The sequence below is a fragment of the Tenacibaculum haliotis genome (assembly GCF_025215075.1).
GTDB lineage: Bacteria > Bacteroidota > Bacteroidia > Flavobacteriales > Flavobacteriaceae > Polaribacter > Polaribacter haliotis_B.
In genome coordinates this window covers 1-21,309 of the sequence record NZ_JAOBTH010000021.1, presented here as the reverse complement: position 1 = coordinate 21,309, position 21,309 = coordinate 1, and the positions used below count along the sequence as shown (strand labels likewise).

The window sequence follows — 21,309 nt, the reverse complement described above, 5'->3', positions numbered from 1 at the left end:
TTGTTTTGGCAGAAAAAAAAGTGCCGTTATGAAACTACAATGACAGAGTGTCATTTTTTAATTGATTTTTATAATGTTTATATACTAAAATGATATTAGAAAACGTTTTTCTTAAAGCTATTTCTGTTGCTTCGGTATCTTTAAACATTACTTTAGTAATTCCTTCTTCAAGTTGAGGCGTTAATTTACCTTTATAAGAAGAGTACATTAAATACCAATGCGTTTCTTTTAATCTGTATTTTCCATTTTGAATAAAAAAATGATAGGTTTCTATTAGCTTTTTATCAATTTTAAGATTTGTTATACCGCATTCTTCTTCAACTTCTCTAATAGCTGTTTCTTCTATCTTTTCTCCTTTTTCTGCCCGTCCTTTTGGTAAATCCCATTTACTAGCTCTATAAATAAATAGCATCTCTTTTTTATCATTTAAAACCAGTCCGCCAGCTGCAATTTTCACATTAAAACTCTCCTTAAACACCTCCCATGTTTCAAGTAAATTAGGCGTATATAAGTAAACTCCATTTAACTTACCCTGTTTCAACTTATAAATAAGTTCTTCCATAATTACATTTTTGTAAGTAAAAACAATATAATCTTCTTCATTTTTTACTGAAGTTGTAAAGATTATTGGTTTATCATTAACAAAAACTTTATACATTTGCTTTATGGATTTTAACAAAGATACAGGAAAAAAAACAGCTGAACTTTTGCTGCAAATAAAAGCTATTAAATTAAGCCCTAACGAACCTTTTAACTGGGCTTCTGGTTGGAAATCACCAATATACTGTGACAATAGAGTTACATTATCTTATCCGCCAGTTAGAAATTTCTTAAAAGAGAAGATTGCAAAACTAGTTGAAGAAAAACATGGTAAACCAGATGTAATTGCTGGTGTTGCTACCGGAGCAATCGCTATTGGTATGCTTGTAGCTCAAGAATTAGGAGTCCCTTTTATATATGTTCGTCCAGAACCTAAAAAACACGGACGAAAAAATCAGATAGAAGGACATTTAGAAAGCGGCCAAAACGTAGTTGTTATTGAAGACTTAATTAGCACTGGTAAAAGTAGTTTAAATGCTGTAAAAGCTTTAAAAGAAGCAAATGCAACCGTAAAAGGTATGATTGCTATTTTTTCTTACGGATTTGATATTGCTACCGAAAACTTTAAAAATGATAATGTAGAACTTACAACATTAAGTAACTACGAATGTTTACTTGAACAAGCTTTAGATAGTAAATACATTACCAATGAAGAATTAAGAATGCTAGAAGATTGGAGAGTAGCACCTAGCAGATGGAAACAAAACGAAAAATAAGAAATAATGAATATTGAAGGAAACAAAGTAATTGTAAAAAAATCGACTAAAGAAGTATTTGATTTTTTAATCAAATTAGAGAACTTCGAACAATTAATGCCAGAAAATACTCAAAAATTTGAAGTAGATGGTGATAGTTTTATTTTTGGTTTAAAAGGAATGCCAGAAATAAGATTGGTAATAAAAGAAAAAACTGAGTATTCTAATATAACTTTAGGTGCTGCTAGTAGTAAATTACCTTTCACTTTATCATCAGATATTAGTGAAGTTTCTGAAAATGAAAGTGAAGTTATTTTAAAGTTTGATGGTGAATTTAATGCGATGATGGCAATGATGGTTAAAAAACCATTAACTAAATTTATTGAAACTTTAACTGAGAATATTGCTAAAATATAAATTAGGCAAACGAAACTTCTTTAATACCAAATTCTTTTACTGTTTCGTTTTCTAGTTCGATTTGGAGATTTCCTGATTTGGATACTCCTATGATTTTACCCATAAATAAAATGTTCTGATTTGTTTTAAACATACTCGGAACATTTTTTTTATACAAAAAACTTAAATATTGCTTTTCTAAAACGGCGTATTCTTTTTTTCGCAGCAATTTAATGTTCTCTTTCAAGCTGACTAAAACTTTATCTAGTAAAAAATCTAAATCGATTTCTTCACCTAAAATCATTTTTATTGAAGACGCATTTGGTAAATCAACCGAAAAACTATCCTGATTCACATTAAGTCCGATTCCGATAACAGTAGAAGTAATTTTAGTTAAACTTAAAGTGTTTTCAATTAAAACACCTGCTATTTTTTTATTTTCTGACATAATGTCGTTAGGCCATTTAATAGCTAACCGAGGTAGTTTCAAATATTTAACAGCATCATAAACGCTTAAAGAAACACAAAAATTTAAATATTTATAATCAACTACATTAAAATTTTCAAACCTACAAAAAACACTAAAAGTCAAGCTCTTACCTCCCTGCACATTCCAATTCGAATTCATTTGTCCTCTACCCAATGTTTGCTCTTTTGCAACCACTACGGTAAAGTCATCCACATTTACTTTTACTGCCATATCCTTTAAAAAAGAATTGGTAGAATCAATGGCATCAAGTTTGATTATTTTCATATAAGTTTTGCGAGTAAAACAAGTATCAATATTAAGCAATATACTCGCAAAAAAAGAATAACTTTGCTAAAAATTAATTTTTTTGATGACTAAAAAACAAGCAAGCACAGACGATTTAATCGCTGTGATTATAAAAGGGATTGAAGAAGTAAAAGGAGAAAACATCCAACTACTAGATTTAAGAGAAATAGAAAACACTGTTTGCGATTATTTTATAATTTGCTCAGGAAACTCAAACACACAAGTAAACGCTATTTCTGGCTCGGTACAGAAAATGGTAAGTAAAGAACTTAAAGATAAACCTTGGCATATTGAAGGGCAAGGAAATTCTGAATGGGTTTTAATGGATTATGTACACGTTGTTGTTCATGTTTTTCAAAAACAAATACGTGATTATTATGATATTGAAAGTCTTTGGGGTGATGCAAAAATCACGGAAATTAACCCAGCGTAATTACTATTAATTTAGACACATATTTATGAGTGATAAGAAAAAAAATGCACCAAAATTTACTTTTAATTCATTTTGGATATACATTCCGATATTAGTTGTTCTTTTAGGATTAAGTTTTTTAAACTCAAATGACTTGGGTTCGAAAAAATTATCTGAAAATGAGTTTAATGAAATTCTTAAAAAAGGAGATGTATCTAAAATACTTATTTACAATAAATCTTTTGCTGAAATCTTTATTAATGACGAATCTTTAAAAAAAGAAGCACATCAAAAGTTAAGTAATTCTCCTTTTTACAGAAAAGGAGACCCATTGTATACCTATAACTTTGGTGATTTACAAAACTTTGAAAAAGAGCTACAAAAAGCCAAAGAAACGTACAATCTTAATTTTGATAAAGGAAATGACAGTAAAACCAGTATGATGGATACTATCATTGGTTTTTTACCTTTTATCTTATTAATCGGTATCTGGCTTTTCTTTATGAAAAGAATGTCTGGTGGTGGTTCTGGAGCCGGAGGCGGTGGTCAAATATTTAACATCGGTAAATCGAAAGCAAAATTATTTGATGAGAATACCAAAGTTAAAACAACTTTTAAAAATGTTGCTGGTTTAGAAGGTGCAAAAGAAGAAATTCAAGAAATTGTAGACTTCTTAAAAACACCTGAAAAATACACCAAATTAGGAGGTAAAATACCTAAAGGAGCCTTATTAGTAGGGCCTCCAGGAACAGGTAAAACACTATTAGCTAAGGCTGTTGCAGGTGAAGCAGGTGTTCCTTTTTTCTCTTTATCAGGATCTGATTTCGTAGAAATGTTTGTTGGTGTTGGTGCTTCTCGTGTAAGAGATTTATTTAAACAAGCACAGCAAAAATCTCCTTCTATTATTTTTATTGATGAAATTGATGCTATTGGTCGTGCAAGAGGTAAAAATAGCATGACAGGTGGTAATGATGAACGTGAGAATACATTGAATCAACTTTTAACAGAAATGGATGGTTTTGGTACTGATACAAATGTTATTGTATTAGCCGCTACAAACCGTGCAGATGTATTAGATAAGGCTTTAATGCGTGCGGGTCGTTTTGACCGTCAGATATATGTTGATCTTCCTGATTTACATGAGCGTAGAGAAATTTTCGAGGTACATATAAAACCTTTAAAATTAGCCGAAAATGCTAATTTAGAATTGCTTGCACAACAAACTCCAGGGTTTTCTGGTGCTGATATTGCAAACTTATGTAACGAAGCTGCTTTAATCGCTGCTAGAAATAACAAAGAAGCAATTGAACATCAAGATTTCTTAGATGCTGTTGACAGAATTGTTGGTGGTTTAGAAAAGAAAAATAAAGTAATCACGCCTAAAGAAAAGAAAGTTATTGCTTTTCATGAAGCTGGTCATGCTACCGTAAGCTGGATGTTAGAACATGCTGCTCCGTTAGTAAAAGTTACCATTGTACCGCGTGGTCAATCATTAGGTGCAGCTTGGTATCTTCCTGAAGAAAGAAAAATTATTCAAACAGAACAAATGCTTGATGAAATGTGTGCTACCATGGGTGGTAGAGCTGCAGAAAAGTTGATGTTTAATAAAATTTCTACAGGTGCTTTAAGTGATTTAGAAAAAGTTACCAAACAAGCTCGTGCTATGGTTACTGTTTATGGATTAAATGAAAAAGTAGGTAACGTTACTTATTACGATTCATCAGGAAACGATTCTTTCGTAAAACCATATAGTGATGACACTGCTAAAATTATTGATGAAGAAATTTCTAAAATGATTGAGGTTCAGTACCAAAGAGCTATTGATCTTTTAAGCGAACATAAAGACAAACTTAGTCAACTTGCTGAGTTATTACTTGAAAAAGAAGTTATGTTTAAAGATGACTTAGTTAAGGTATTTGGTGAAAGACCATTTGAGAAAAAAGAAACTAAAACTAATCCAATAACTGAAGAATAGTTTTTATTTGAATGAATTTTATAAAAAAATTATATAAATCATATAAAAAATCATCTGAAGAAAAGTTAATTAACGAACAGGAAGTTAACTTATCTTTAGATGATTCTTTTGTTCATAATTTTATCAATAAAGGTGGTAAATTTTTATACTGCACCACTATAGATGAAGTTTCCAACAATTTGAAACATATTTTACAAGAAAATAATTGGAAAAAAATAACGTGTTCTGATTTTGATTTATTAAAAATAACAAAAAAAGTAGACCTTAATATTCAGCAGCATTCTTCTGAAGCTATTCCTTTTTTTACATCTTGTGAGCATTTAATCGCGAATAATGGAAACATTTTATTTTCATCTAATCAACTAGGAGGCAACAAACTGTCTTCTCATTCAGAGCATTTTATCGTGTATGCGACTACCAGTCAGTTAGTCAAAAATATGGGAGAAGGTTTAACAGGCATAAAAACGCATTTTAGTGGCAACATTCCTACCAATATTAGCGCAATCACAAATTACAAATTAGAAGTAGAAGATGATAGTTTTTTAAGTTATGGTAATAGTAATACAAAAAACTTATATTTGCTGCTCTTTGAAGATTTATAAACCATGCGCAACCTTATAACAAGAAGTATTTCTGGACTTGTTTATGCTATCCTTTTTATTTCAGCCATCCTTTTTTCAGCAGAATCATATATCGGATTAATTGCAGTTTTTGCAAGTATATGTGTTTTTGAATTTTCAAGAATACTGGAATTAAAAAATATTACACCTTATTTAATTTTAGCAGGAATTGTATACCTGTCTGTTATCGAGTTACCTTTATCATTTGCTAATAATTTAATAGGTTTTTCATTAGCAGGCTTACTTATACTACTCTACTTATTAATTAGTACTAAACCTATAAAAACAGATAATTTAGGACAAAAATTATTCTTACAAGTAATTTATTTGATACTACCTTTTTACTTTTTAATAAAACTACCTTTTATTGAAAACAGCTATCATCCTAACATTATTGTTTTTATCATTTTAATGATTTGGATTAATGACAGCTTTGCCTTTTTTGTAGGGAAAAATTTTGGAAAGCATAAATTATTTGAATCTGTGTCTCCTAAAAAAACGATTGAAGGTTTTATTGGCGGATTACTATTTGCTGTTTTAGCTGGATTTTTAATTGGTAATTACTCTGATTATTTTTCAATCTTAAACTGGATGATCATTGCTATTATTGTTGCTGTATTTGGTTCTTTAGGTGATTTAGTTGAATCGAAATTTAAAAGACAGGCAAATGTAAAAGACAGTGGTACTATTATGCCAGGTCATGGAGGTTTACTAGACAGACTTGATAGTTTGTTTTTCCTTGCTCCTTTCGTATATTTGTATGTACACTATTTAATATAATTACCCTACTTGATTATTATTTATGATAAGTGATTTAGATATACAGTTTAATAAAGCTTATAAAAAAGCTTCTAGTTATAAAGAAAAGTTACCTCCTGATGTTATGCTTAAATTCTATGCTTATTATAAACAAGCAGTAAAAGGAGATAAGTTTACTTTTAATAGTAATCATGATTTGAGAAATGCTTTTAAATTTAATGCTTGGATTCAATTACAAGGTATGAGTGAAAATGAAGCCAAACAAGAATACATCAATTTAGTTAACTTAATTATAAAATAATTACCATGAAAAAAATCATTTATTCATTATTTGTATTCACAGCCATAGGAAGTTTTGTTTCTTGTAAGTCAGAAGCAAAAAAAGAAACAACAGAAAATAAAAAAGTTGAAGCAATACAGAAAGCTGCTTTTATCTTACAAGATGCAGACAATGCTATAAATTGGACAGCTTATAAAACAACTGAAAAGCTGCCTGTAAACGGACAATTTCAAAAAGTAAACGTTACATCTAATGGACAAGGAAATACGGTTAAAGAAGCTATTAATAATGCTGAATTTTCAATTCCAGTGAGCAGTGTTTTCACAAAAGACACAAGTAGAGATTTTAAGATTAAAAAATTCTTTTTTGGTCTTATGGATAACACAAAATTACTTTCTGGTAAATTAGTTCTAGAAAATGATTCTATTGGGTATTCTGATATAACTATGAATGGAGTTACGAAGAAACTACCATTTAAGTACACTATAAACGGAAAGGTTTTCAACTTAACTGGTAACTTAAAAATTACTGATTTTAGCGCAGAAAAAGCATTAATATCTTTAAATGACGCTTGTAAAGATTTACATAAAGGTGCTGACGGTATTTCTAAAACGTGGGATGATGTTGCAATAAACATTACTTCTACTTTTAAGTAATACTCAATTTACTTGCATAAAAACAAAGCCTTAGATTTTATCTAAGGCTTTGTTGCTTTAAGTGTAAAAATTAAAGGATATAGTTTATCTTTTGTTACAAACATACCGTTTTCTGTTTCTTCTAAATTTGGTAATACATTGTAAGGACATTCATCGTATTCTTTTAAAAAATCTATCTGCAAACCTTCAGAAGTTAACGCAGTAATTACATCACCTAACCCGTGATTCCAACCATATTCTTTGGTTATCATTTCATCATTAGTATCTGCATATGTACCAGAATATTCTTCATAAACCACTTCTTTCTGATTGTACTTGTATCTCATTTTCACATCATCATTCTGATAATCGAACATCCATACAATCGGATGAAATTCAGCTATAAAAAACGTTCCACAACTTTTTAATTTAGAAGCCACCACTTTTGCCCAAGGTTTTAAATCCGGTAGCCAACCAATAACTCCGTAGCTTGTAAAAACAATATCAAAAGTTTCTAAAACATAATCATTTGTATCATATACATTACAGCATACAAAATTAGCATCTAAGTTTAATTCTGTATTTAATTCTTCTGCTAATTTTATTCCTTCATCTGACAAATCAATTCCTGTGCATTTTGCCCCCATTCTTGCCAAACTCAATGTGTCTTGTCCGAAGTGACATTGTAAATGCAATAATGATTTTCCTGAAATATCTCCTAAAGTATCTAATTCATATTTCATTAATGAATTCTTACCTTTTTTGAATGCTTTTAAATCATACATATCGCTTTTAGCATGCACAGCAACTTTCTTATTCCAAGTTTCCTTATTTGTCACAAAATATTGCTCCTTATTTTCCATAGAACTAAGATATTAAAAATATTGAAATTATTCTGTCTCATACTTTTCATCTTTATTTTGATTTTATTGTTAATCAATAAGAAATAAAATTAATACATTTAGTGAATACTATTCATCATTTTTTTTATAGATGAAGAAAAAACAATTACTAAAACACCTACAATCGAAGCCATAACTCCAAAACTTGCATATACAGAAACATACGTGTACAACTGCTGAAATACAATTCCTTTTTCTAAAACTACACTACTTGATAATCCTGTTATAAACTGAGTGATTTCTCCAAAAAACCCCTCTGAAAACACTCCCAAATCACCTTCCGAAACTGTAGTTAATTTGGCTATTTTTCCTGCGAAGAAGTGACCATAAAAATTCGCCGAAAACCATACTCCCATAATAAAAGAAACATATTTAATTGGCGATAATTCTGTCATTTTTGACAAACCGATAGGTGATAAAAATAGTTCTCCTATTGTTAATACTAAATAACCTATCACTAAGTAAAACATCGGAGTTTTTGCAAATGCATCTACTTGATTTGCTGACATTCCGAAAATAACAAAACCAAGTCCAAGAAATAATAATCCAAGTCCGAATTTAATTACCGAATTAGGATTCTTATTTATTTTACTCAAAAATGTCCATAATATAGAAAACGGAATTGCTAATAAAATAATAAATCCAGAGTTGATACTATTGGTACCTGCTGCACTCATTCCTATTAAATTCACATTTCTATCTGCGAAGAGCGTTAATGAACTACCTGCTTGCTCAAAGATTGCAGAAAAGAGTGTGTACAAAACAGTAAAATATACAGCAACTAATAAACGCTGCTTTTCGGTTTTACTTACTTTTTTTAAAATATGGGTGATGTAGGCGATTAAAAATAATGAAACTACCCAAACTAAGTAATGTTCAAACTGATGAAATCGCACAATTAAGGCAAAAATTGGCACCGACAAAAATGCGGCAATAATAATAGCATTCCCTTTTTTTATTCCGAAGATCGATTCATTATACAACTCCTTATTTGTAACCAAACCTTTATCTTCAAAAGTATTATTTTTAAGACCTCTTTGAAATACAAGCAATCCTAATAACATACCAATTCCTGCTAATACAAAACCATAATGCCAACCATAAGTTTCGGCAAACCAAGCACAAGCTAACGGCGCTACTGCCCCACCAATATTTATTCCCATATAAAAAATGGTAAATCCTGCATCTCTACGCACATCTCCTTGCTCATACAAATTACCTACAAACGAAGAAATGTTTGGCTTAAAGAATCCGTTTCCTACAATAATTAAAGCCAATGATCCGTAGAAAAAAACTGGTTGCTCAAAGGTTAGTAAGAAATGTCCCAACGCCATTAATACACCGCCCAACAAAATTGCTTTTCGAAAACCTAGTATTTTATCAGCAAGAATACCTCCAATCATAGGTGTTACATATACTAGTGACATATATGCTGCATATACTCCGAATGACATTTCATCGGAATACAACAAATGCTTTGTCATATACAGAACAAGCAAAGCTCGCATTCCGTAAAACGAGAATCGCTCCCATAGTTCAGCAAAAAATAAATAAAGTAACCCTTTTGGATGCCCTATAAAATCGGACGTAGAAGTATGTGTTTTCATAAAATAAATTTGTTTTTACAAATCTATTTTTATGTGATTTTTTTAAAAAGCATTGTAGTTAATTGTACTAAAAAATAATGAATTGTGAGTTTTTGTAACTCTAAAAAGCACTTAAAATTATTTTTCTTGGTATTCTTCTAGCAAAGCTTCATCAATAAATATATGCTCAGGTAAAATACGCAAACGATATTTACTTTCGCCTATAAACGTGATTAAATCTTTGCGTTCCAATCGATCGTTTTCTTCTAACTGAAGTATCAAATTTATATTATCAACGATTCTAGTTAAGTAGGTTTGACTTTTTATTTCTCCGCCTGAATTTACAACAATAGATTGGTTACAAGCATCAGCAAATTTTCTTCTATATGCAAAATTCAATAAGTTTTTATACTGCGTTGTTTTCGATCCGAAATCTATTCTTTCTTCATATATTCCTTTAGATGGTATACTTAATTGTATTAAAGACCAGTCTAAAAATTTGATTTTAATTTCGTTTGGTTTTGGAGTGTGCGCTAGCTGAATCACCCAGCTTGTTGCCAAAACTAAAAATACCGAAACCAACGATGTTTTTGCTATAATCCTAATCATCAGATTCACAAAATCATTATCTAAACCTACAAAAACATCATATAATTGCGATAGAAATAATAATAAAATTGAAACGATCGAAATAATAGCTACCAATTTTAAATCTCGATACATAAAAGTTCTAAAAAACGAAACTGCCATTAAATAACACAAAAAAGTAGTTAATAACACATCCGGAATTGCTGCTATTTTCATTCCGAAATAAATTTCATTTCCTATAAACGAGGACAAAATAAGTGTGATTGAAGCTACTATAAGTATAATAACTCCAATAACTTTTACGTTTTTTTCATTTCTATAAATAAATTTTGGCGCGTCATACACATAATACAATGCCAGTAACCAAAATAAATTATTTATGGTTGATAAAATATTTACACCTATTTGATAAATACTTGTTTCTATAAATTTAAAATAACCCGCTGTGTATGCCCAAATACCAGAAATTACCCAAATTAACATTCCAAAACTTAAATACAGTAAACCTTTATCTACACGTTTTAATGTACTCCCCTCTTCCAAAACCTGCTTAAATCGCTTTCTTATATTATAATAAATAGCTAACAATAAAATTGCACCTATAAAAGAAATAAAAATGTGCAATAAATTATGAAACTGAGTAACTTCAGACATGTTATTTTAAAATTTTCGAAATCAAATCTTGTTTCGCTTTTTCATCATCACCAAACAACCAACGCAAGGTATTATCTTCCCAAATTTCGTCGTATTGCTTTTGATTAATAATATCTCTATCAATAGCTAAATCTAACAATTTACCTGGATACGATGATTGCGCATCACTTTCCATTTCTCCTAACGGATATGGGTCATCTAATCCCATTATTACTTGATTTGATCCTTGGCGGTCGATCATTAATTTTAAAGAATCTGTATCATGAACCAAAGTGTCAAAAAAGATATTCGGGTGCCCTACTGCTTTTCTTGGGTGTGTTTTTCCTTCAAACAAATCGGGTCTTCCGTCAAATCCTTGAATACGACGTCCTAAATTCATTTGTGCCAACTGACCACCATGCGCAAAACAAGTTCTTATATTCGGAAAACGTTCTTGCATACCGTTTAAAGTATAAAAATGATACGCATCACCACATTGAGCCAACATCCAAATTAAATGAAAACGCCAATTGGTATTTTCTAACTTAATCATTTTATCTCCGTCATACGGATGAATTTCAATGGCTAGTTTATATTTATTTGCCAATTCGAAAATTGGATCATTTTCTTTATCAAAAACACAACGCCACTGCCCAATCGAATCCATAAAATGTGTTGGCAAACACAATACTTTTAAACCTAATTCTTCTACACAACGCTCTATTTCATATAATGCTCCGTAAATAAAACCAGGATGCACCACAAAACCACAAGTAAATTTACCTGGATGATCGTGCTGTACCTTTGCGTTAAAATCATTTTGAAAACGCAATGCTTTTTTCATTTCTTCTAAACGCAATCCGTTTCCGTACAACTGAGAAAGATTTAAAACTACGGCATGGTCTAACTTATTTTTTTCCATCCAAAGTAACTTTTCATCTAAAAAGAAACTCGAATCTGTAACAGGTCGTTTCCATCCTTTTTGCAACATATGTTTTCGCTCATCATCTACCCAAAAGATTTCTTTTTCCTTCATAAAACTAGGAATTTGCTCTGGATATGGTAATAAATGTGAATGCCCGTTTATGCGTAATTTACGTTTCATTTATTTAATTTTATTTGGTGCTTGCATTACTGTTCCGCAATTATTACAAGTACATTTTTGAGTATCAGAATAATATTTATCAAAAATAATTGGCATATCTGTTTCTATATTATCCAAAGCAAATTCTTCTCTGTATAACTGATTTCCACAATTTTCGCAATACCATTCTAAGGCATCCATCATCTCTTTAGCTCGCGGGTATTCAATTACCAAACCTACCGTATTTTCTTTACGTTGTGGCGAATGCGGTACTTTAGCAGGCAACAAATAAATATCACCTTCATTAATTTCTACATCAATCATTTTTCCGTTAGCATCAATGATTTTTAAAACCATATCACCTTCTACTTGGTAAAAAAACTCTGGTGTTTCGTTATAATGATAATCTTTTCTGTTATTTGGTCCACCAACAACCATTACAATATATTCGCCATTATCCCACACTTGTTTATTACCAACGGGTGGTTTTAATAAATGACGGTTTTCATCAATCCACTTTTTAAAATTTAAAGGCTGTACTAAATTCATATATATAGTATTTGGGCGTTCCCTAAAGGTCGGGCTTTTCGCTGTATCTTTTTATGTATTCTCGATACATTTTATTTTTTTCGTTATCACTTCAAAATAAAACACTCGAATTAACATAAAAAGGATGCCGCTACAATCCCTAACGCGAAATTTTATTTTTTATTTATAATTTTTATTTTCATTGTAACATACTGCTTCTTAAAAACATAGTTCTTGTATAAACACAAAAAAACACTTTGATTTTAAACAACTCTTAAAAAACTAACTTAGCCCTGATTGAGCGGTTTGTTTAAGCTCTTTTTAAGTTTTTTTCAACTTAAAAAAGCGAGTAGCGAAAGCAGGAAATAGCTACTAAATAAATTATAAACTCTTTGTTCTTCCACCATCAACCGGAACGTTAATTCCGTTAATAAAGCTTGCACTTTCACTTGCTAAAAACACCACCGCATTGGCAATTTCTTCTGGCTTTGCAAAACGTTTTGCTGGCGATGCGTTCATCATATTTTTAGAAACCTCATCAACAGACAATCCTGTTTTGGCAGCTTTATTGTTTATAATTTCTTTTAAACGCTCTGTTCCTGTAGCTCCAGGCAATACATTATTTACGGTAATATTAAACTGCCCAAGCTCGTTTGCCAGTGTTTTAGACCAATTGGCTACGGCACCACGAATCGTATTCGACACTCCCAAACCATCTAAAGGTTGTTTTACCGAAGTAGAAATCACATTGATAATTCGACCAAAACCTGCTTCTTTCATAAACGGAACCACCGCTTGCACCAATACATGATTGCATTTTAAATGCTGAGTAAAAGCACGTTCAAACTCATCTAATTGTGCATTAAAAACTGGTCCACCAGCAGGTCCACCAGTATTATTTATTAAAATATGAAAGTTTAAATTACTTGCTTCAATCTTTTCTTTTAATTCTGATGGATTTGAAAAATCGGCAACGATATAACTGTGATTTCCTTTTGGTAATTCAGCCAAAACTGCTTTTAATTTTTCTTCGTTACGCGCAATTAATGTTACGTTTACACCTTCTGTAGCCAAACCAATTGCTGATGCTTTTCCGATACCTTGTGTGCTACCGCAAACTAAGGCGTTTTTATTTTGTATGTTTAAATTCATTTATTATAGATGAAAGAAAAAAGACTTTTACATCTTTTCTCTTGGTTCTTATTTATTTTCTAAAATCATTGCTTTAACTTTCACTGCTTTTTCAAAGTGGTCTAACTCATGAGTTTCAATCCACCATTTTGCAACTTCCATTAACAGCTTTGGATTGTCATTTTTATTTTTAAAAAATGCATAAAAAGACAACCCTACATTGGTTCCTTTTTTTGCGATTTTCTCTTCACAAACAGCGATTATTTTTTGTTGTATTTCTTTATTCATCATTTTTATTTAGCTCTCGATACAATTTTTCGTTCCTCAAAATCACTCGAATTTACATTATGTAATCACTGTGCATTAAAACCCAAAACTGGTATCTTTAATATTTAATACAAATATTTTTAGGTTCGGTAAAAAAGCGCAATGCTTCAAAACCACCTTCACGCCCTACGCCACTTGCTTTTGCCCCTCCAAAAGGAGTTCTTAAATCTCGTAACATCCATGTATTTACCCAAACAATTCCGGTTTGTAATTGTTTAGAAAATTGCATGGTTCTATTTAAATTATTTGTCCAAAGTGTTGCAGATAAACCGTATTTAACATCGTTTGCTAAATGCAATGCTTCGTTATCCGTTTTAAATGACATAATGGTAACTACCGGACCAAAAATTTCTTCTTGATTCAATCGACATTTATTATCCGTTACTTCAATTATTGTAGGTTGTAAATAATATCCGTTTTCACTGTCAGCTACAGTCACAGTTTCACCTCCAAAAAGAATCTTGCCTCCTTCTTCCTCAGCTATATCAATATATGATTTTACTTTTTCTAAATGCTGTTTAGACACTAAAGCTCCAATATTTGTATCGCTATTTGCTGGATTTCCAACTTTTAATTCAGATACTTTTTGAACGAAATCTTTTTTAAATCGTTCATATATTTTTTCTTCCACAAAAATTCTACTTCCGCATAAACAAATCTGACCTTGATTTGCAAATGAAGATCTAACTGTGGTTGCTAACATTTTATCGTAATCGCAATCTGCAAAAATTAAATTAGGGTTCTTCCCTCCTAACTCTAAAGATAACTTCTTAAACATTGGCGCTGCTACTCGTGCAATATGTGCTCCAGTAGTTGTTCCTCCTGTAAATGAAATTGCTTTAATATTCGGATGTGCTACAATTGCTTGTCCTGTTGAACCTCCTAAACCGTGGACAATATTTAAGACTCCTTTTGGTAACCCTGCTTCATTACAAATCTCACCTAACAAATATGCTGTCATTGGTGTTACTTCACTTGGTTTTGCTACCACACAGTTTCCTGCTGCAATTGCCGGAGCAATTTTCCATGTAAATAAATACAGCGGTAAATTCCAAGGAGAAATACAACCTACCACACCTATTGGCTGACGTAACGTAAAATTTACTGCATCCAACCCTACACTTTCATGTGCTTCTGAAGCAAACTGTGTAATCGCGTTTCCAAAAAAACGAAAATTACTTGCTGCTCTCGGAATATCAATTTGTTTAGCCAAACTTAACGGTTTTCCGTTATCTTTAGATTCTGCCAATGCAAAACGCTCTAAATTTACTTCCAACAAATTTGATATTTTAATCAGAATTTCACTTCTTTCTTCTAAAGTAGTGTTTGACCAAGCGGGAAAAGCATCTGCTGCTGCTTTATAAGCCAACTCAACATCTTCTTTGGTTGAATTCGGAATTTGAGAATATACTTCTCCATTTGATGGATTGTAATTATCAATGGTATTTCCTTCAATCGAAGCAACAAATTGTCCGTTTATGTAGTTTTTTATGTTCATTCTATTGTTTAATTAGACCTCACAGGTTTTAAAAACCTGTGAGGTCTTTTCTCTATTTTTGTTTCTTAAAAGCCACAACTTTAATTTCCACCACCAAATCTGGATGTGGTAATTGATGCACTGCAACAGTGGTTCTTGTGGGACCGGTTTCTTTTTCAAAAAACTCAGCATACGCTTTGTTATAGCCAGCAAAATCGTTCATATTTACCAAAAATGAGGTTACATCAACCACATCTTTAATACTTGCACCAACGGTTTGTAATGTTTTATCGATATTTTTTAAAACTTCTCGTGTTTGAATTTCTGCATCTAACTTTTTAGTGTTCATTTCATCAACCAACTCAACTCCTGCAATTGTATTGTCTGAACGCCTTGAACTTGTTCCTGACACAAAAATAAAATCACCCACAACTTTTACATGTGGATATGCGCCTCTTGGTGTTACTTTTTTTTTCATATTACTTTACTTAGTAAACCTCACAGGTTTTAAAAACCTGTGAGGTTTATATTTAATTATTCTAAAACTAATTCCGTTAATTTTTCATCAAACTCCAATTTTTTGTAAGCTAAATGGTGTATAAAATTATCTCTATTACCAAATAAAAATAGCACTTCTTCCCTTTTTAATAAAGTGCTTTTTTCTGAAATAAGACTTAAATATGATGAATGTTTATAATCATTTAAACTTGTTACAAATTGATGATAAATTGGATTTAAATTTATATAAATTATTAACTTTTTTAAATATACTTCTTCTTCAACCTTAATTCTCTTAAATCGATCTCTAAATAAACTACCTCTTCTATTATACTTCTTATTTATTGATTTTGAGTATGAATTAAATAGATTAGAAAATGATTTAGATACTTTTTTCTCTTCTGCTACTTCTTTTATCTGAACTAATAAATGAAAGTGATTTTTCAATAAACAATAGGATAAAACATTAGCTATAGGATTAACGTACTTTTTCATTAATTTTAAGAAATAAATATAGTTAACATCTTCTATAAAGATATTTTCTCCATTATTTCCTTGATTGAAAATATGATAATAATTATTTACTTGTAACGCTTCGTATTTCATCTAATTTATTATGTAAGCCTCACAGGTTTTAAAAACCTGTGAGGTCTTTCGCTAATTCTAATAACTTTAAAGTTGTTTTATAATTTCTTGTTGTTGCTATAACATTGAGTTTTTTCTCAATCATATTATTCGTCAATTTTGTTTTTCCGAAACCTGACAGACAGTTTAAATAAATTACATCACCAGCTATTTTATATTGATCTTCTTTAATTCCTTTTATTTCAAATTCTGTTTCACTTGTTGTTTTATCTAAAAAAGTAAAAGCAACTATTTTTTCATTCTCTATTGAAAAAGGGTATTTATCAATTACTGTTTTCCATTCTTGTGGTGTTCTTACTAACACAGGAATATCATAACCAAACTTATCAGCAATTCCTTTATTTACTCTTTTACAAACCTCAACTTTTGTTTCATCTGAACTTAAAATAATATTACCACTCTGAATATAGGTTTCAACATTTTTAAACCCTAAATCATTTAATAATTCACGTAGCTCAGCCATCGGAAGTTTATTTTTTCCTGACACATTAATTCCCCGAAGTAAAACGATATATGTTTTCATATTTATTTTTGAGACTTCACAGATTTTGAAAACCTGTGAGGTATTTTATACATTACAAACCAGCAATTTTATCGTCATTTAAAATCTCATTGGTTTCTTGTTGCACTTTTTCTAAAACAATTTTCAATTCATCTTTTGTCATATTTAATGAAGTTGAAATATCTTTATCAGCAATTAAATTCAACAAAGCTTTGTCTTGTGCGCGTCCTTTTTTCATGGCTTCTTTATAAGGGATATTTTCGTTAAAAGTTACCATAGAATATTTAGAAAAATACTCGGTTGGAAAATTCTTCTCCAAATCCATTTCTATTTTTCTTTTTTGCTTGAATAACGGATTTGCCACATGATCTTTCATCTCATAAAAGTTATCGATCGCTAAATCAGCAATGGCATCGGTGTCTTCTTTTCTTGCTTTTTCGTACCTTTTAAAAACTGTTTCCCAGCTAGCTATTTCTCGACTGCTCTCGAAATGACTTAAAACTTCATCAAAAACAGTTACATCTTCAAACGAAGCATTCATTCCTTGTCCGTAAAACGGTACAATTGCATGCGCAGCATCACCCATTAAAATGGTTTTATTTTGATAGCTCCAAGGTGAACATTTTACGGTTCCTAACGAACCAGTCGGATTGTTAAAAAACTCGTCTTTTATACTCGGAATTAATTTTAAAGCATCCGGAAATTGCTCTTCAAAAAATGCGGAAATTTTTTCTTCGGATGTTAAATTTCGGAAATTATACTCACCTTCATCATAACTTAAAAAGAGTGTTACCGTAAAGCTTCCATCCATATTTGGTAAGGCAATTAACATATATTCTCCTCGTGGCCAAATGTGTAAATGATCTTTACTTATTTGATGATTTCCAACTTTATCTGCCGGAATTTCTAATTCTTTATATCCATGAGATAAATAATTTTGCGAATAGCTAAACAAAAATTTCTTCTCTAAATAATAACTTTTTCTAAGTGACGAACCAGCTCCATCTGTTCCGAAAATTACATCTGCATTAATAGAAAATTCTTCTTTAGTTTTATAATCTTTAAAATGAGCAACGGTATTTTCAATGTCTACCGAAGTACATTTTTTATTAAAATGAATAGTTACATTTTCGTGCTTTTCGGCTTCAGTTAGTAAAATCCCGTTTAAATCGCCACGAGAAATAGAATTGATGTATTCATTTTCTCTTCCTGAATAATTTGATGCAAACGTATTGCTTTCTTTATCATGCATTAAACGACCATACATCGGAATACAAATTTCACGTGCTTTTTCTTCTACTCCGCATAAACGCAAAGCTTTAAATCCACGATCTGACAATGCTAAATTAATAGATCTTCCTGCAGAAATATCTGTAGTTCGTAAATCTGGACGACTTTCGTAAATAGTTACTTTAAAACCTCTTTGCGCCAATCGTAAAGCCAATAAACTTCCGCATAAACCTGCTCCTATAATTAATATATTATCTTGTTTGTTCATTTTATATTCGTGTCTGTTCGAGCGCAGTCCTGTACTAATTAAAACCTCTCGACTGCGCTCGAGGAGAAATTAAATTTATATTTTAAAAATATTCTTTAATTATTTTATACAATAACCTACTTAATAGAATGGTGAAAATTATTAAACCTGGTATTTCTATAATTTCCCAAAATGATTTTTTCTCTTTTTTCTTCATTCTATTTTTTTTCAGATTTCTATCTGCTCAGAAATGACAAACCTAATGAAAAACTGAAATAAATTCAATTTAATAATTTTACAAAAGTGTTTTTAAAATCGAAACCATTCTAAACACATCTTCAAAACTATTATACATTGGCACTGGCGCGCAACGAATAACATCTGGCTCTCGCCAATCGGTTATAATATTGTTTTCTGTTAATTTTTTATGTAAACTTTTATCAGCGTTTTTTACTTGAATAGACAACTGACAACCGCGCTCTTTTGGATTACTTGGCGTAATTATTTTAATATCTTCTGAATCAATTTGGTTGATTAAAAATTCAAAATAACCTGTTAATTTTTCTGATTTTTCTCCTAATGCTTCCATTCCTACCTCAGTAAACATATCTAAAGAAGCTTTAATTGCTGCCATAGATAATATTGGCGGATTACTTAATTGCCATCCTTCTGCTCCTGCCATTACATCAAAAGGTTGACGCATATTAAAACGTGTTTCTTTATTGTGATTCCACCAACCAGAAAAACGTGGTAATTCTTTATTATGTGCATGCTTTTCGTGCACAAACAATCCTCCTAAACTTCCGGGCCCTGAATTTAAATACTTATAAGTACACCAAGCTGCAAAATCTACTCCTGAATCGTGTAAATTAGGAGAAATATTACCAGCTCCGTGTGCCAAATCAATCCCTACAAAACATTCTTTTGAATGTCCTATTTCTGCAATTCGTTTTAAATCTAAATATTGACCGGTATAATAATTAACGCCTCCTATTAATAGTAACGCAATTTCATCTCCTTGTTCGGCAACGATCGTTTCTAAATCTTCAATATTTAATAACTCTTCACCCGCTCTTGGTTTCCATTCAATTAATCCGTCTGCTACATCAAATCCATGGAATTTTAATTGAGATTGTACAGCATATCTATCTGAAGGAAATGCATCAGATTCTATGACTATTTTATATTTCTTTTTTGTTGGTTGATAAAAAGACACCATTAACAAATGTAAGTTGGTTGTTAGCGTATTCATCACCACAACTTCTAGCGGTTTTGCTCCTACAATTTTAGCCATACTCTCAGTTAAAAACTCATGATAAGGCAACCAGGGTGTGTTTCCTTCAAAATGACCTTCTACTCCATAATTAGCCCAATCATCTAATTCTTGCTGAATGTGTTTTTGAGTATTTTTAGGTTGTAACCCAAGCGAATTCCCTGTAAAGTACAACCATTCATTACCTTCTTTATCTTTTGGTATATGAAACTGATTGCGTAAATGTGCTAATTTATCTTTTGTATCTTGTTGTTGTGCGTAATCGAGTGTTGCTTTGTACATGCTTCTTTTTATTTCTAAAAAACCTTTCTTTTTAAACACTAAAGATACTTGATTTATAAACAAATCAAAAAAACAAAAGTGTTTCATTAAATGAAACGGTGTTTTATAAATTTACACTTTTTTATTATATTAGCAAAAATGATTTTCAAAAAATAATGATTGAGAACAAAAATTTAAACCAATCAATTATAAAAGCTTTTACGGTTTTAGATGCTTTTACAAATGATAAAAAAGAATGGGGTGTACGTGAATTAGCTAATAAAACAGGTTACAACAAAAGCACAACTTATAGGTTATTAAGCACTTTGGTTTATTTAAATGTTATACATCAAAATGAAAATGAAAAGTATTGTTTAGGTAGTAAACTTTTTGAGTTAGGTAATCGTGTTTCTTTATATCAATCTTTAATCACAGCAACCAATCATCCTATTAAAAATGTAGCTTTAGAAATACAAGAAACAGTATTACTTGCTATTTTAAAAGAAGAGCAAGTTTTTTACGTAAATAAAGCTGATAGCTTACAGGGTTTAAAAATAAGCACCTCTATTGGTTCTTATCAACCAATACACGCAACTGCTTCAGGAAAATTATTATTAGCTTTTTCTTCTGATGAGAAACAAAATTCTTATTTAAAAAATGAATCTTTAACTAAATTTACTAAAAAAACAATTACCAAAATTCCAGATCTAAAAACAGCGTTACATATTATAAAAAAACAAGGGTATGCTTTAGATTTAGAGGAGTTAGAATTAGGTTTAATATGCATAGCTATTCCTATTTTTAATAAAAAAGGAAATACTATTGCAAGTATTAGTGCTTCTGGTCCTTCAAGTCGTTTTAAAATCGAAAACGTACAAAACTACATTTCAATTTTACAAAAAGGGGCATCCTTAATTGAAAAACCACTACAAGATTTTGATTCTCTATAAAAAAAACCTTGTAAATATTTGAGGGCACTGAAAAAGCAACTCTTTTTGAAATTTAACTTTAAAAGCGATTAAGAAATGTTACATTTCTCTTAATCGCTTTTTGTTTGCTGTACTTTTTTTGATAAAGTCTTATGTTATATAAAAATTGGGTAAAACAAACCGTTTTTTNTCTACATCGAAATAATAGGTGTTTACTTGGTTTTTCCCAACATCTTTTTTCCCTTGTTGTGCTTTTCTAATGGCTAAGTGCCCTGCTGGACAAACAAACATATCAGCATCTTTATTGTAATCAAACTGTTC

Annotated in this window: 24 protein-coding genes; 9 read left to right on the top strand and 15 right to left on the bottom strand. The window is 30.7% G+C overall.

Translation table 11 applies throughout. The annotated features are described in order from the left end of the window. Window positions 1–34 precede the first annotated feature (34 nt). A complete protein-coding gene (locus N2251_RS02460; RefSeq protein ID WP_260585121.1) occupies window positions 35–658 on the bottom strand; it encodes an NUDIX hydrolase in 624 nt (207 codons plus the stop codon). A gap of 7 nt (window positions 659–665) precedes the next feature. On the opposite strand from N2251_RS02460, the gene pyrE reads away from it, so the two are divergent. Further along, a complete protein-coding gene (gene pyrE, locus N2251_RS02455; RefSeq protein WP_260585120.1) occupies window positions 666–1,316 on the top strand; it encodes an orotate phosphoribosyltransferase in 651 nt (216 codons plus the stop codon). Window positions 1,317–1,322: 6 nt separating this feature from the next. Further along, window positions 1,323–1,712 (top strand): SRPBCC family protein, encoded by a 390-nt coding sequence (locus N2251_RS02450; RefSeq protein ID WP_260585119.1) that lies wholly within the window; start codon window positions 1,323–1,325, stop codon window positions 1,710–1,712. Between the two features lies 1 nt (window position 1,713). Here the strand turns inward: N2251_RS02450 and N2251_RS02445 are convergent, their stop codons facing one another. Then, a complete protein-coding gene (locus N2251_RS02445) occupies window positions 1,714–2,445 on the bottom strand; it encodes a biotin--[acetyl-CoA-carboxylase] ligase (protein WP_260585118.1) in 732 nt (243 codons plus the stop codon). An 85-nt stretch (window positions 2,446–2,530) separates the two neighbouring features. Between N2251_RS02445 and rsfS the strand changes: the two genes are divergently transcribed. The 6 genes from rsfS to N2251_RS02415 are packed head-to-tail and all read left to right on the top strand — an operon-like array spanning window position 2,531 to window position 7,168. Then, entirely contained in the window at window positions 2,531–2,899 is a 369-nt protein-coding gene (gene rsfS, locus N2251_RS02440) for a ribosome silencing factor (RefSeq protein WP_260585117.1), read from the top strand. Window positions 2,900–2,924: 25 nt separating this feature from the next. Next, window positions 2,925–4,853, top strand: coding sequence for an ATP-dependent zinc metalloprotease FtsH (gene ftsH / locus N2251_RS02435; protein ID WP_260585116.1), 1,929 nt, complete (start codon window positions 2,925–2,927; stop codon window positions 4,851–4,853). A gap of 11 nt (window positions 4,854–4,864) precedes the next feature. Next, entirely contained in the window at window positions 4,865–5,455 is a 591-nt protein-coding gene (locus N2251_RS02430) for an LUD domain-containing protein (protein ID WP_260585115.1), read from the top strand. A gap of 3 nt (window positions 5,456–5,458) precedes the next feature. Further along, a complete protein-coding gene (locus N2251_RS02425) occupies window positions 5,459–6,253 on the top strand; it encodes a phosphatidate cytidylyltransferase (RefSeq protein ID WP_260585114.1) in 795 nt (264 codons plus the stop codon). Between the two features lie 22 nt (window positions 6,254–6,275). Next, on the top strand, window positions 6,276–6,533 hold the full coding sequence (locus N2251_RS02420; protein ID WP_260585113.1) for an acyl-CoA-binding protein: 258 nt from the start codon (window positions 6,276–6,278) through the stop codon (window positions 6,531–6,533). Window positions 6,534–6,538: 5 nt separating this feature from the next. After that, on the top strand, window positions 6,539–7,168 hold the full coding sequence (locus tag N2251_RS02415) for a YceI family protein (protein ID WP_260585112.1): 630 nt from the start codon (window positions 6,539–6,541) through the stop codon (window positions 7,166–7,168). 41 nt (window positions 7,169–7,209) lie between these two features. On the opposite strand, the gene N2251_RS02410 is transcribed toward N2251_RS02415, so the two are convergent. The 13 genes from N2251_RS02410 to kynU form a co-directional block, all read right to left on the bottom strand. Then, window positions 7,210–8,010, bottom strand: coding sequence for a class I SAM-dependent methyltransferase (locus tag N2251_RS02410; protein ID WP_260585111.1), 801 nt, complete (start codon window positions 8,008–8,010; stop codon window positions 7,210–7,212). 98 nt (window positions 8,011–8,108) lie between these two features. Next, window positions 8,109–9,656 (bottom strand): peptide MFS transporter, encoded by a 1,548-nt coding sequence (locus N2251_RS02405; RefSeq protein ID WP_260585110.1) that lies wholly within the window; start codon window positions 9,654–9,656, stop codon window positions 8,109–8,111. A 117-nt stretch (window positions 9,657–9,773) separates the two neighbouring features. Continuing rightward, on the bottom strand, window positions 9,774–10,877 hold the full coding sequence (locus tag N2251_RS02400; RefSeq protein ID WP_260585109.1) for a hypothetical protein: 1,104 nt from the start codon (window positions 10,875–10,877) through the stop codon (window positions 9,774–9,776). A 1-nt stretch (window position 10,878) separates the two neighbouring features. Beyond that, window positions 10,879–11,961 carry an amidohydrolase family protein gene (locus tag N2251_RS02395; RefSeq protein WP_260585108.1) on the bottom strand — a complete coding sequence of 361 codons (1,083 nt, stop codon included), beginning with the start codon at window positions 11,959–11,961 and terminating at the stop codon, window positions 10,879–10,881. Then, complete coding sequence (locus N2251_RS02390; RefSeq protein ID WP_260585107.1) at window positions 11,962–12,489, bottom strand: 3-hydroxyanthranilate 3,4-dioxygenase; 528 nt, start codon at window positions 12,487–12,489, stop codon at window positions 11,962–11,964. A gap of 360 nt (window positions 12,490–12,849) precedes the next feature. Further along, a complete protein-coding gene (locus tag N2251_RS02385; RefSeq protein WP_260585105.1) occupies window positions 12,850–13,620 on the bottom strand; it encodes an SDR family oxidoreductase in 771 nt (256 codons plus the stop codon). A gap of 48 nt (window positions 13,621–13,668) precedes the next feature. Continuing rightward, window positions 13,669–13,887 (bottom strand): DUF6500 family protein, encoded by a 219-nt coding sequence (locus N2251_RS02380; protein WP_260585104.1) that lies wholly within the window; start codon window positions 13,885–13,887, stop codon window positions 13,669–13,671. 97 nt (window positions 13,888–13,984) lie between these two features. Continuing rightward, the gene (locus tag N2251_RS02375; protein ID WP_260585103.1) at window positions 13,985–15,424 is read right to left on the bottom strand and encodes an aldehyde dehydrogenase; all 1,440 of its coding nucleotides are present in this window, start codon (window positions 15,422–15,424) and stop codon (window positions 13,985–13,987) included. A 52-nt stretch (window positions 15,425–15,476) separates the two neighbouring features. Then, window positions 15,477–15,881: a RidA family protein gene (locus N2251_RS02370; protein ID WP_260585102.1), complete on the bottom strand. Its 405-nt coding sequence runs from the start codon at window positions 15,879–15,881 to the stop codon at window positions 15,477–15,479. 56 nt (window positions 15,882–15,937) lie between these two features. Beyond that, the gene (locus N2251_RS02365) at window positions 15,938–16,507 is read right to left on the bottom strand and encodes a transposase (protein WP_260585101.1); all 570 of its coding nucleotides are present in this window, start codon (window positions 16,505–16,507) and stop codon (window positions 15,938–15,940) included. A gap of 28 nt (window positions 16,508–16,535) precedes the next feature. Continuing rightward, window positions 16,536–17,069, bottom strand: a complete 534-nt coding sequence (locus N2251_RS02360) for a DUF1697 domain-containing protein (protein WP_260585100.1) — start codon at window positions 17,067–17,069, stop codon at window positions 16,536–16,538. A 52-nt stretch (window positions 17,070–17,121) separates the two neighbouring features. Beyond that, complete coding sequence (locus tag N2251_RS02355) at window positions 17,122–18,546, bottom strand: FAD-dependent oxidoreductase (RefSeq protein WP_260585099.1); 1,425 nt, start codon at window positions 18,544–18,546, stop codon at window positions 17,122–17,124. 274 nt (window positions 18,547–18,820) lie between these two features. Further along, on the bottom strand, window positions 18,821–20,080 hold the full coding sequence (gene kynU, locus N2251_RS02350; RefSeq protein ID WP_260585209.1) for a kynureninase: 1,260 nt from the start codon (window positions 20,078–20,080) through the stop codon (window positions 18,821–18,823). Window positions 20,081–20,235: 155 nt separating this feature from the next. On the opposite strand from kynU, the gene N2251_RS02345 reads away from it, so the two are divergent. Beyond that, window positions 20,236–21,009 (top strand): IclR family transcriptional regulator, encoded by a 774-nt coding sequence (locus N2251_RS02345; RefSeq protein WP_260585098.1) that lies wholly within the window; start codon window positions 20,236–20,238, stop codon window positions 21,007–21,009. The last annotated feature ends 300 nt before the right edge of the window (window positions 21,010–21,309 follow it).